Origin of the sequence: Kitasatospora sp. NPDC059673 (assembly GCF_042734215.1) — a bacterium.
In the GTDB taxonomy this organism is placed as follows: domain Bacteria; phylum Actinomycetota; class Actinomycetes; order Streptomycetales; family Streptomycetaceae; genus Kitasatospora.
In genome coordinates this window covers 196744-209368 of record NZ_JBHWEN010000012.1, presented here as the reverse complement: position 1 = coordinate 209368, position 12625 = coordinate 196744, and the positions used below count along the sequence as shown (strand labels likewise).

The 12625-nt window shown below is 70.8% G+C and carries 9 protein-coding genes; 3 read left to right on the top strand and 6 right to left on the bottom strand.

The genetic code is table 11. The features are described from left to right. Positions 1–178: 178 nt before the first annotated feature. The 3 genes from ACFV18_RS16920 to trpS all read right to left on the bottom strand — a co-directional run bounded on the left by ACFV18_RS16920 (position 179) and on the right by trpS (position 3133). Positions 179–913: a nucleoside/nucleotide kinase family protein gene (locus ACFV18_RS16920; protein WP_380483787.1), complete on the bottom strand. Its 735-nt coding sequence runs from the start codon at positions 911–913 to the stop codon at positions 179–181. A gap of 11 nt (positions 914–924) precedes the next feature. Next, entirely contained in the window at positions 925–1857 is a 933-nt protein-coding gene (locus tag ACFV18_RS16915) for an LD-carboxypeptidase (protein ID WP_380483785.1), read from the bottom strand. 211 nt (positions 1858–2068) lie between these two features. Next, positions 2069–3133 carry a tryptophan--tRNA ligase gene (gene trpS, locus ACFV18_RS16910; RefSeq protein ID WP_380483783.1) on the bottom strand — a complete coding sequence of 355 codons (1065 nt, stop codon included), beginning with the start codon at positions 3131–3133 and terminating at the stop codon, positions 2069–2071. A 692-nt stretch (positions 3134–3825) separates the two neighbouring features. On the opposite strand from trpS, the gene ACFV18_RS16905 reads away from it, so the two are divergent. Then, on the top strand, positions 3826–4269 hold the full coding sequence (locus ACFV18_RS16905) for a hypothetical protein (protein WP_380483782.1): 444 nt from the start codon (positions 3826–3828) through the stop codon (positions 4267–4269). A 119-nt stretch (positions 4270–4388) separates the two neighbouring features. Here the strand turns inward: ACFV18_RS16905 and ACFV18_RS16900 are convergent, their stop codons facing one another. Further along, entirely contained in the window at positions 4389–4838 is a 450-nt protein-coding gene (locus ACFV18_RS16900) for an NUDIX hydrolase (RefSeq protein ID WP_380483780.1), read from the bottom strand. 239 nt (positions 4839–5077) lie between these two features. On the opposite strand from ACFV18_RS16900, the gene ACFV18_RS16895 reads away from it, so the two are divergent. Beyond that, positions 5078–6022, top strand: a complete 945-nt coding sequence (locus ACFV18_RS16895) for an ATP-grasp domain-containing protein (protein WP_380483778.1) — start codon at positions 5078–5080, stop codon at positions 6020–6022. A 72-nt stretch (positions 6023–6094) separates the two neighbouring features. On the opposite strand, the gene ACFV18_RS16890 is transcribed toward ACFV18_RS16895, so the two are convergent. Next, a complete protein-coding gene (locus ACFV18_RS16890; RefSeq protein ID WP_380483776.1) occupies positions 6095–9805 on the bottom strand; it encodes an ABC transporter ATP-binding protein in 3711 nt (1236 codons plus the stop codon). 222 nt (positions 9806–10027) lie between these two features. Then, entirely contained in the window at positions 10028–10690 is a 663-nt protein-coding gene (locus tag ACFV18_RS16885) for a TetR/AcrR family transcriptional regulator (RefSeq protein WP_380483775.1), read from the bottom strand. Between the two features lie 130 nt (positions 10691–10820). Here ACFV18_RS16885 and ACFV18_RS16880 point away from each other — a divergent pair, with 130 nt between their 5' ends. Then, complete coding sequence (locus ACFV18_RS16880) at positions 10821–12536, top strand: carboxyl transferase domain-containing protein (protein ID WP_380483773.1); 1716 nt, start codon at positions 10821–10823, stop codon at positions 12534–12536. Positions 12537–12625: the final 89 nt, after the last annotated feature.

Here is a 12625-nt window from a genome sequence, read left to right as displayed (position 1 = left end):
CCCCGCTCCGAAAAGCGAATCCGCCGCAATCTCCGAAAACGCGCACAGCAAATACGAACGGAGACGCGAAAGGACGCGACCCGTCACGGATCAACCGAATGGTTCTCAAGGATTGGCCGCCCCGGGACCGTCCACACAGACGCGTGTCCGGTGCTCCCTGCCGAGCGACTAGACAACACTACGCCGATCGGTGGGCAGGTGCAAACGCGTCGGTACGGACCACCCAGTCGCAGACCGACCGGGCCGTCTCCACGTATGCGGCGTTGGGCTGGTCGTTGGTGTCGATCCGGTGGCGCGCGGTGGAGGGGTCCTGGCCGCCGGCGGTGTGGCGGGCGAGAAGGCGGGTGTCCCGGGCGGTGCGGTCCGCGTCGACGTACCAGAGCTCGCGCAGCAGGGCCCGGGCGTTCGTCCACGGGGTGACGGGGGACGCGAGGTAGTTGCCTTCGGTCACGACCAGGCGGGTGCAGGGGCGGATCAGGTGGCGGGCGGCGACGGGTTCGTCCAGCGTGCGGTCGAAGTCGGGGGCGTAGATGTCGCGGAAGCGATCGGCGGCGACGCGCTGTACGAGGGCGAGGTAGCCGAGGGCGTCGAAGGTCTCGGGGGCGCCCTTGCGGGAGCGCAGGTCGAGGCGGTCGAGCTGGGCATTGGAGAGGTGGAAGCCGTCCAGCGGGAGGTAGGCGGCGGTGTCGGGGCCCTCGTGGCGGTTGATCTCGTCGATCAGCAGGCGGGCGAGGGTGGACTTTCCGGCTGCGGGTGGTCCGGCCAGGCCGAGGAGTACTCGGCCGGTTCCGCTGCCGGGGCCGCGGAGCAGACCGAGCGCGCGGACCACTGCCGCCGCCGTGGGGTCCGAAGTCCGGTCCTCGGCCGGTGCGGTGGTGAAGGTGCCTGCGGCGGGAATGCCTTCGACGTGCATGGCCCGCAACCCTACGCATCAACAGGGGCGATGAGAACGGGCGCGTCGAGTGTGAGCGTGGCGGCGTCGGCGTCCAGCGTGGCGGGTACTCCGAGCGGGACGGTGATGGAGGACGGTCCGTGTCCGAAGCCGAGCTCCCAGACCACTGGGATTCCGAGGTCGCCGAAGTGGTCGAGCATCACGGCGCGTACGCCGTCGGGCGGTCCGCAGAGGTCCCAGGAGCCGAGGACCACGCCTGCCACTCCGCCCAGGGCTCCGCTGCGTCGCAGCTGGGTGAGGATGCGGTCGAGTTGGTAGGGCTGCTCGTTGGTGTCTTCCAGGATGAGCAGGCCGCCCGCGAAGGACGGGCGGGCGCCTGAAGTGCCGCGGTCGGCGGCGAGCAGCGAGGCGCAGCCGCCCATCAGGACGCCGTGGGCGCGGCCGGGTACGAGGGTCTCGGCGGCGGGTCCGGTGAGGACGGTCGTGGTGGCGGGTTCGAACAGGGTGCGGCGGAGGTGTTCGGCGGTCGGAGCGTCGGTGCTGAAGACGCCGACACCGGGCATCGGGCCGTAAAGGGTGGGAACGCCGAGCTGCTGCGCGACGGCCTCGTGCAGGACGGTGATGTCGCTGAACCCGATCAGGGGTTTGGGTGGGACAGCGCGCATCGCGTCCCAGTCGAGGAGGTCGACCATCCGGTGGACCCCGAAGCCGCCGCGCACGCAGAGAACGGCGGCAATGTCGGGGTCGAGCCAAGCGGCTTGCAGGTCGGCGGCGCGGTGGGCGTCGGTGCCGGCGAGGTGCGGCAGGGTGGGGTGGGTGTCGTGGACGTGCGGGAGGACGACCACTTCCAGGCCCCAGGAGCGGACGATGTCCGACCCGATGGCGAGCCGGTCGGGGTCGACGACCGCACCGCTGGGGGCGACGAGGGCGATGCGGTCACCTGGGCGGAGCGGGCGCAGCGGCATCAGGAGCCTCCTTCGGGTGTGGGGCGCCGGTGGGCGCGGGGCTCGGGGCACGGCGCGTGGGCCGGCGGGTGGTCTGCCTGCTGACGGTATCCCCCGGTCGTGAACTCTCCACCCTGGTGCGGTTACTGCCGATCCACTGGGGCGCGGCCCCGGCGGGCGTGGTGTGCGGGCCGTTCCCGGTGGACGGCCCGCACACCGACCGCGAGGCGGGTCAGAAGGTGCCCATCGCGGTGCGGACTTCGGTGAGGGTGCGGTCGGCGATGGCGTTGGCCTGGGCGTTGCCTGTGTGCAGGACTTCGCGCAGCAGGGCGCGGTCGCCGGCCAGCTCGGCGCGACGGGTGCGCAGGGGGCGGAGGTGTTCGTTGACCGCCTCGGTGGCGGTGCGCTTGAGCCGGACGGCGCCGCCGGAACCGATCTCCTCGGCGACGGCGTGCGGGTCGCGGTCCTGGCAGAGGGCGATCAGCAGCACCAGGTTGGAGACGCCGGGACGGGTCTCGGGGTCGTAGCTGATGTGCCGGTCGTTGTCGGTGACCGCGCCGCGCAGCAGTCGGGCGGTCTCGTCCTCGTCGGCGCCGAGAGTGATGGCGTTGCCCCGGCTCTTGCTCATCTTGCCTGCGTCGGTGCCGAGAAGCAGCGGGGCCTCGGACAGCAGCGCCTGCGGCTCGGGGAACAGCGGGGTGTAGCGGTCGTTGAAGCGGCGGGCGATGGTGCGGGTGGTTTCCAGGTGCGGCAGTTGATCCTGACCGACCGGGACCAGGTCCGCCTTGCAGAACAACAGGTCGGCGGCCTGGTGGACGGGGTACGTGAACATCAGTCCGCTGACGGCGGCCTGCCGGGAGTGGGCGATCTCGTCCTTGACGGTGGGGTTGCGGGAGAGTTCGGCGACGCTGATCAGACTGAGGAAGGGCAGCATCAGCTGGTTGAGGGCGGGGACGGCGCTGTGGGTGAAGATCGTGGTCCGGTCCGGGTCGACCCCGGCGGCCAGGTAGTCGAGGACCAGGTTCTCGGCGTGCTCGGCGATCCGGTCGGCCCGATCCCGATCGGTGATCACCTGGTAGTCGGCGATCACGATCATCAACTCCAGCCCCTGGGACTGGAGTTGGACCCTGTTGCGAAGCGTGCCGAAGTAGTGGCCGAGGTGCAGCGGCCCGGTCGGGCGGTCGCCGGTCAGGATGCGGCGGTGGCCTTCGGCGGTGGGGGCGATCAGTGGGTTCGCGGTGCCGGGCTTGGTGTCCGCGATGGCGGTCATGGCGGTCATGACGGGGACGGCGGTCATGGCGGGAGTTCTCCTCGGTTGCGGTTTTGACCGCCCGCCGGGTGGGCCCGTTTCCGTCGGAGATGATCGCGCCGGGGCCGCCCGTACGGACGGCCCTGGAGTCATGCAAGGGGATCGGCCGTCCTAGGACGGCCACCAACGCAGGCATGACGTAAGAGACATGCGCTCACCCTAACGCGGCGCGACGGCCGGCGAGCAGATTTCCGGCAGGGCGGGAGGGAACCGCCAGGCTGTGCAGACACGTCCCTTGGCCCGGCGCGCACTGGTGGTGCAGGATCGGGCGAGCCGAATATCGGAGGGTTGCAGCCATGACCTCGCTCGACCAGAACGCGCCGAACCGGCCGGACGCGGATGCCAACCGCGTTGCGGCGAGCGCGAATTCGGCGGGCCCCGGTTCGGGATACGGCTCGGCACCGTCCGGGTCGGACCCGGGCGGATGCGCGGACACCGACGCGGACGGTCACAGAATGCCGGACGGCCACGACGGGGCTCGCACAGGGCTGCCGACGGTTCCCGGACCTGCGCGGGAGGCCGGTGGTCTCGGGGCGGCGGGCACGGAGGGTTTGGTCGCGGGTGAGGCTATGGGCACTCCTGGGTCTCTCGGCTGGTCGTCGGGGGTCTGGGGCGGAGGCGTGGTGGCGGGGCGGGTGCGGCCACCACGGCGGCCGACGCCTTCGCGGCGGCTGAGACAGGTGCGGGCCGTTCCGCCCACGTCGGCGCCGTTCGGCGACGCGGTGATGAACGGGCCGGGCGCCTCCTCGATGGAGAGCGTGCCGGTTGCCCCGGTGGGTGTGCCGATGGGCGTGCTGATCGGCGGGTCGCCCGGGCTGCTCGACAGTGCCGGCCCCGGCGTGGCCCAGGTCGCGGAGCGCCGGGTGTCCGCCCAGTTGCTGCGGTTCGGCTCCGGGACCTGCCAGGTGGTGCTGCCGGAGTGGCGGTCGGCCATCGCGGTGTCGGTTCCCACCGAGCAGTTGCAGCGCTCGACCGGGATGAGCCCGGAGGAGTTGCGGTCCGCCCTCCTGTCGGTGGTGATCAACCCGGAGGCGGTGCACGACCGTGAACTGGGGCTGCGCGACTGGCAGGCCGAGGTCCCGGCGGCTCGTGGACGCCGGAGGGGTCGGCGCCAGGTCCGCTGATCGGGCTCGATCGGCGTCAGCTGGGTGCGGGTGCGGATGCGATGCTTCGGGGGCGACTCCTCTCCACGGGCTGCCGGAGCTCGGTGCGGCCGAGGTGTTGCGGCTCGCAAGCCATTCGGTCAGCTGCTGTGGGTCGTGGTGGTGTTGGGCACGTAGCCGAGATGAACGGGAACGATCGGACCGGGTTCCGCGGTACGGAGTCCGGCGAGCAGGGCCGACAGGTTCGGTGGCCAGAGCGGATCGGCGTCCGGCGCCGCCAGCTCGGAGGGCGTCCACCAACGCCACCCGAGGATGCCGTCGGCGCGGTGGACCGCCGCCACATCTCCGGGCTCACGTCGCGGGCCGTGACTCAGGAATATGTGTTCGTGCTGGCGGACGGGTGTGCCGTGCCAGGTGAAGTCGTGCTCCCACGTGCAGAGGAGTTCACCGGGCCGGAGGTCGGTCCAGCCGGTTTCCTCGCCCAGCTCGCGGAGCGCTCCTTCGGCGGGCGTTTCGTCTGCCTCCAGGCCACCGCCCGGAGCGTTCCAGTGCACCCCGATTTCGGAGTTGTCCGATCGGAACAGGAACACCTCACCCTCCGGCGAGAGCACCACCGTTCGCGCCGCTCGACGGGGTAGCCGTTCGCCCTTGGGCTTCTGACGTCCTGTGATCCATCGCACACGGAAAGCCTGTCAGCGCAACTGACGGACTGTCGATCGAATTTTCGGCCACGGCGGCGGGCGCTGCACCAGCGCGTGGAGCAGAGTGCCTGGTCAACGCCGGGTCAAGGAGGGCGCCTCAACCGATCGGTGGACCTAATCTGAGCCCCATGGCCGACCCCATCGTCATCCTTCCCTCGGACCCGCTCCTGCCGCGTCGGACGGACCCGCACTTCGCCTGGGAGGCCGGGCTGATCCGGGCCGCCGGCGGCAGTTCGGCGTTGCTCGACCACGACGCCCTGTTGGCCGGGGACGCCGAGGCCGCCGTCCGACGCGTTCCCGTCGGTTCGGGACCGCTCTGGTACCGGGGCTGGATGATTCCCGTCGCCCGGTACGCCGAGCTGGCCGACGTCCTCGCCGACCGCGGCTGCGCGCTGCTGACCGGGCCGGACGAGTACGCCACCGCGCATGAACTGCCCGGCTGGTACCGGACTTTCGAACCCGTCACACCCGCCAGCACCTGGCTGCCCGGCACCTCCTGGGACCGTCCCGCCCTGGCCTCGGCTGCTTCCGCCCTCGGCGGGCGCGGCCCCGCGATCGTGAAGGACTACGTCAAGTCCCGTAAGCACGAATGGCACGAGGCCTGTTACGTGCCGGAGTTGGCCGATCTTGGTGCTCTGGCGAGCGTGGCGGCGCGGTTCGCCGAGTTGCAGGGCGAGTTCCTCGCTGGCGGGTTGGTGCTTCGCCGCTTCGAATCCTTCGCGCGGATGGCAGACGGCCGCTCGGAGGAGGCGCGGGTCTGGTGGCTGGACGGTGAGCCGGTGTTGATCGGGCCGCACCCCGACTGCCCGGCGAGCCGGGTCGAGCCCGACCTGTCCGCCGTCCGCCCGCTGGTACGGGAGTTGGGGTGCCGCTTCGTCACCACCGACCTGGCGCGACGGGCCGTGGGCAGCAGGGACGTCGCCGAGGAGAACACAGGCGGCCGGGACGGTGCCGATGGCGGATGGCGGGTGGTGGAGGTCGGGGACGGTCAGGTCAGCGAGCTGCCGTCCGGGGTGGATGCCACAGTGCTGTTCCGGGCTCTGCTGGGTGCCGCGGAGTCTGCGCGGGCCTGAGGAGGCCGGCTTCGGTTCCGGACGGTTCCCCGGGCCTGGCGGTGTGCCGGGCCCGGGGGCTGTCCGGGGTGATCAGCCAGGTACCGGGGCGGGGTGTCCCTCCGCGATGAAGGCGTTCCACAGCTTGGCGTAAGTACCGTCGCGGTCGAGCAGTTCGGCGTGGGTACCGTCCTCCACTATTCGCCCGTGGTCGAGGACGACGATCCGGTCAGCGCGTTCGGCGGTGGTGAGCCGGTGGGCGATGACCAGGGTGGTGCGTCCGCCACTGAGCTGGTCGGCAGCGTTGTTGACGGCTGCTTCGGTGGCAAGGTCGAGGGCGGCGGTGGCCTCATCGAGGAGCAGGATGTCGGGGTTGACCAGCTCGGCCCGGGCGAGGGCGATGAGCTGGCGCTGACCGGCTGAAAGGTTTCGGCCGCGGGCGGCGACGGTGTGCTGGTAGCCCCCGGCAAGCCGGGTGATCATGTCGTGCGCTCCGACCGCCTTGGCCGCGGCTTCGACTTCGGCGTCACTCGCCCCGGGGCGGCCGTAGGCGATGGCGTCGCGGACCGTCCCGGCGAACAGGTAAGCCTCCTGCGGGACAACGCCGAGCCGGTGCCGGTAGCCCTCCAGGTCGTAGGCGGTCAGGTCGGTGCCGTCGACCCGAACGGTGCCGGCGGTGGCGTCGTAGAACCGGGCGACCAGTTTGACCAGGGTGGACTTGCCCGCGCCGGTCTCGCCCACCAACGCGACGGTCTGGCCGGCGGGTATGTGCAGGTCGATCCCGGTGAGCACCTCGGCGTTGCCCTCGCCCCCGCCGTTGTAGGCGAAGCTGACATTCTCGAAGGCGATCTCACCGCGCAGTGCCCCGACCGGAACAGGCTGTTCGGCCTGGGGCGTGCTGGTGGGGGTGCGCAACAGTTCGCGGATCCGGCCGAGGCCGACGGCGGCCTGCTGGTAGCCGTCGAAGATCTGCGAGAGCTGGTTGACCGGGGCGAAGAACAGGTCGATGTACAGCAGGTACGCGACCAGGGCGCCGATGGTCAGAGTGCCGTCGTCGACCCGGGAAGCGCCCGCGATCAGGACCAGGGCGGAAGCAACGCTGGACAGGAACTGCACGAACGGGAAGTACAGCGAGATGTACAGCTGGGCCTTGGCCCGGGCGTGCCGGTAGGCGAGGCCGCGCTCGACGAACCGGTCGATGTTGGCGTCCTGGCGGCGGAACGCCTGGACGATCCGCATGCCGGCGACGTTCTCCTGCAGATCGGCGTTCACGGTGCTGATCAGATCGCGGGAGATCTGGTACTGCTGGGCGGACTTCTTGCGGAACACCAGGGTGGCGATGATCAGCGGCGGCAGCACGGCAAGAACGACCAGGGCGAGGCCCGGGTCGATCACGACAAGGGCCACGAAGATGCCGAAGAAGGTGAACACGCTGACCACGGCGGTGACCACGCCGGTCTGCAGGAACGAGGAGATGGAGTCCACGTCCGTCGTCATGCGGGTCATGATCCGACCGGTCAACTCGCGCTCGTAGTAGTCGAGGCCGAGCCGGTTGAGGTGGGCGAAGATCTTCAGCCGCAGCGTGTAGAGGACGCGTTCGCCGGTCCGCCCGGAGACCTTGCTCTCGGTAGCCTGCACCAGCCAGTCGAGCAGGACGACGGCGAGCGCCAGCAGGGCGGCGACCGCGACGCCGCCGATGGCGGCCTTGCTGACGCCGTCGTCGATGCCGTGGCGGATCAGCACCGGCAGGGCCAGGCCGGCGGCGGTGTCCAGCGCGACCAGCAGCAGCGCGAGCAGCAGGGGACGGCGGAACGGGGCGAGCAGCCGGGCCAGGTTGAACCTGGGGTCAGCGGTCTCGGCCTGCTCGACCGGGAGGTCGGGGGTGTCGGTCGCGGGTGGCAGGGCGGCGACCTTGGCGAGCAGCTCGGCGTCGACGGCGGGCTTCGCGGCGACCGCCTGGGTGTTCGCATTCGGTGCGGGTTCCGCGTCCTGCACGGACTCGGTGGCAGGGGCGGCCAGTGCGTCCGGGTCGGTGATCAGCGACCGGTAGCGCGGACAGCGGGAGGTGAGCTCCTCGTGGGTACCGATGTCGATCAGCCGGCCGGCTTCCAGGACGGCGATGCGGTCGGCGAGTTGCAGAGTGGAGCGGCGGTGCGCGATCAGCAGGGTGGTGCGCCCCGCCATCACACTGTTCAACGCATCGTGGATCTCCGCCTCGATCTGCGGATCGACCGCGGAGGTGGCGTCGTCGAGCAGCAGGATGCGCGGGTCGGTGAGCACGGCACGGGCCAGGGCGATGCGCTGACGCTGGCCGCCGGAGAGGGTGAGGCCCTGCTCGCCGACCTTGGTGTCGTAGCCCTCGGGGAGTTCCTGGATGAAATCGTCGGCCTGGGCGATCCGGGCGGCGGCGAGGATCTGTTCCTCAGTGGCCTCGGGGTGGCCGTAGGCGATGTTGGTGCGGACCGTCTCGGAGAACAGGAAGCTCTCCTCGGGCACGATGCCGATGGCAGCGCGCACCGAATCGAGGGTGGCTTCGCGCACGTCCTGCCCGAACAGTCGGACGGTGCCTGAGGTGGGGTCGTAGAAGCGGGGCACCAGTTGGGCAACGGTCGACTTGCCGGAGCCGGACGCGCCGACCAGGGCCAGGGTCTCCCCCGGCGCGATCCGCAGGCTGAGGCCGTCCAGCACCGGAACGCCCTCGGGGACGCTGCCCGGCTCAGGATGTTCCTCGGCCCGGTAGTGGAAGCCGATCCGATCGAGCTCCAACGCGGGTGTGCCGACCGGGGCCGCGTCCGGGTCGAGGGGCCGGGCGTCCGGGGTCTCGGCGACCAGCGGGCGCTGGTCGATCAGCTGCAGGACTCGTTCGACACCGGCACGGGTCTGCTGGGCGACGGTGATCACCACCGCAAGCATCCGGACCGGGCCGGTCATCTGTGCCAGGTAGGTGGAGAAGGCGACGAAGGTGCCGAGGGTGACATCGCCCTGGACAGCCAGCCAGCCGCCGATGGCGAGCACCGCAACCTGCCCGAGTGCGGGGACCGCCTGCATGGCCGGGGTATAGCGGGCGTTCAACCGGATCGACCGGAGCCGGGCCGCGAACAGCTCCCGCGAGACCCGCTCCAGCTTGCCGCGCTCCTGGGCCTCCTGGCCGAAGCCCTTGACGACCCGGACGCCGCCGACCGCGGCATCCACCACGCCGGCGACCTCGGCGGCCTGCTGCTGGGCGGCCCAGGTGGCGGGGAAGAGGCGCTTGCGGCTGAGTGTGGACAGCCACCACAGGGCCGGGACCATCACCAGCGCGATCAAGGTGAGCGGCAACGACAGCCAGAGCATGACCACCATCGACATGCCGAACATCAGGGCGTAGCCCGTCATCATCGGAATCATCGAGAGCAGGCCGTTGACCAGTTGCAGATCAGAAGTGGCGCGGCCGACCACCTGGCCAGTGTCCAGCCGGTCCTGGCGGTGCCCGTCGAACCTGGTCAGCGAACGGAACAGGTCGGCGCGCATGTCGTGCTGGACGTCCAGCGCGAGCTGCCCACCGTAGTAACGCCGGACCTGCGTGCACAGGAACACCGCGGCGGCCGCGACCAGCAGCAGTACCGCCCAGGGCATGAGCGGGCGGCGGTGCGTGGTGATCACGTCGTCGATGATCAGCTTGGTGATGAGCGGGACGATCGCGGTGATCGCCATACCGGCGAGCGACGCCCCGAAGGACAGCAACAGGTTGCGACGGTAGCGCCAGCAGTAGCCACCGAGCCGGCGGAGCCAGCCTTGCTCTGGGAAACCATGAGTCTCGGGCATATTTAGTGATGCTAACCATTCGGCCGATTGAGCGTCCATCGGATTCGACGGGCGCATAGGAGGCTGAACGACCCGGGGCCGCGCTTCCTTCCCGTCTACAGACTGCCCACGGCACGCGGGGGTGCGCCTCCAACGATCGGCTTCTTTCGGGTCGTCCGATCGTCCTAGGCGGGGGTGCAGCCAGCTTCAGCCCGAGCATCGGGCTTGCCTGAAACCTGCAGGTCAGGCGGCCGAACTCGACTCAACAATCGCTGCGGAGGCCGCCACGAACGCACCCTGGGCCAGCGCGCGCAGCAGCGCCGCCATCGCTTCCCGGGTCAGGCCGGTCCGCTCGGCGGCGAGGTCCGCGGGAGTGGCCTGCGGCGCAGCGCTGTGCGGGGTGGAGTTCAGCAGACCGAAGACCGCGTGCACGGCGGCACGGGCGGTCGGTTCCGCCTCGGCGACGGCCAGCGCGCCGAAGGCCTCGCGCACCACGGTGACCCACAGCTCGACGTACCCGCGCTGCAGCCGGCGGACCCGGCGGCGGTCCTCCTCCTTGAGGTGGAGCAGTTCACGGTCGTGCAGGATGATCAGGTCGCGGTCGTCCAGCGCGAAGTCGATGTGACCGTCGATCAGGGAGTCCAGCGCGGCCTGCGGCCCGGCGGCCGCGCCGACCCGGCGGCGGCCCTCCTCCAGCAAGCGCTCGCTGATGCCGACCAGGAGGTCGGCGAGCATCGCGTCCTTGCCGGCGAAGTGCCGGTACAGGCCAGGTCCGCTGATGCCGACCGCCTTGCCGATCTCGTCCACGCCGACGCCGAGGAAACCGCGGGCGGCGAACAGCCTGGCGGCCTCCTTCCGGATCTGGTCACGGCGTGGGAGCGCAGGGGCGGCGGGGCGGTTGGGCATGCTGCCCATCGTAGACAGTCGGGTTATCGCTGGTTAACCTGACGGCAGAGTTAACGCTCATTAACACGGGCTGGCCGGCTCGCCCTTCGGCCTGCCCGGATCCGAATCCGAGGGCAAGGGAGCTCGTGGGATGGTCCCCTCTTCGGCACCGACCTCATCGTGGTCTCCGGCTTCGCCGCGAAACGCTGCCGCATCGACGCCGCCGGTACCGCTGTTCGGCGCGGCCGCCGCACCGGCGCCCCGACTGGAGAGCGCGGTCGATCCGGCATCACCCGCCGGACTCGCCAACGCGCAGGCCCACCGGGAGCTGGTTGCCGAGCTGCGCGACAAGCTCGCGGCGGCGGCGCTCGGCGGCGGCGAGAAGGCGCGCGCCAAGCACACCGCCCGCGGCAAGCTGCTGCCTCGAGACCGGGTGGACACCCTGCTCGACCCCGGCTCGCCCTTCCTGGAGCTGGCCCCACTGGCGGCCGACGGCCTGTACGACGGAGCCGCCCCCGCCGCCGGTGTCGTGGCCGGCATCGGCCGGGTCGCCGGGCGCGAGGTCCTGGTGGTGGCGAACGACGCCACGGTCAAGGGCGGCACCTACTACCCGATGACAGTGAAGAAGCACCTGCGCGCGCAGGAGGTGGCCCTGGAGAACAGGCTGCCCTGCGTCTACCTGGTGGACTCGGGCGGTGCCTTCCTGCCGATGCAGGACGAAGTGTTCCCCGACCGCGACCACTTCGGCCGGATCTTCTACAACCAGGCGCGCCTGTCCGCCGCCGGGATCCCGCAGATCGCGGCGGTGCTCGGCTCGTGCACCGCGGGCGGCGCCTACGTTCCGGCGATGAGCGACCAGGCAGTGATCGTCCGCAACCAGGGCACCATCTTCCTCGCCGGCCCGCCGCTGGTGAAGGCCGCCACCGGAGAGGTGGTGACCGCCGAAGAACTCGGCGGCGGCGACCTGCACTCGCGGACCTCCGGCGTGACGGACCACTTGGCCGAGGACGACGCGCACGCGCTCTCCATCGTCCGCACCATCGTGGCCGGGCTGGGCCCGCGCCCCGCAAAGCCCTGGCCGCTCGCCCCGGTCGAGCCGCCCGTGGTCGACCCGGCCGGCCTCTACGGCGCGGTGCCGGTGGACCCGCGCACCCCTTATGACGTACGCGAGGTGATCGCCCGGCTGGTCGACGGCAGCCGCTTCGCCGAATTCAAGGCGGAGTACGGCACCACCCTGGTGACGGGGTTCGCCCACATTCATGGGCACCCGGTCGGCATCGTCGCCAACAACGGTGTGCTGTTCGCCGAGTCCGCGCTCAAGGGCGCACATTTCATCGAGTTGTGCGACCAGCGGGGCATCCCCCTCCTCTTCCTGCAGAACATCACCGGCTTCATGGTGGGTCGCCAGTACGAGGCCGGAGGCATCGCCAAGCACGGCGCCAAGATGGTCACCGCGGTGGCCTGCACCCGGGTACCGAAGCTGACCGTGGTGATCGGCGGTTCGTACGGCGCGGGCAACTATTCGATGTGCGGCCGGGCCTACTCACCTCGCTTCCTGTGGATGTGGCCGAACGCGAAGATCTCCGTGATGGGTGGGGAGCAGGCGGCCTCCGTCCTCGCCACCGTCCGACGCGACCAGTTCGAGGCCCGGGGCGAGGACTGGTCGGCCGAGGCCGAGGACGAGTTCAAGCGCCCGGTCCGCGAGCAGTACGAGCGGCAGGGCAACGCCTACTACGCCACCGCACGGCTGTGGGACGACGGCGTGATCGATCCCATGCAGACCCGTACCGTGCTCGGTCTGGCGCTCACCGCCTGCGCCAACGCCCCGCTCGCCGAACCCCGCCCGTTCGGGGTCTTCCGAATGTGACGCCCCGCCGGAGGGCCGAGCCACGGACCGGTCACCACTTCTGATGCATCGTCAATTCGCTCACCCGTTCTTCTCGTAACGGAGGCACA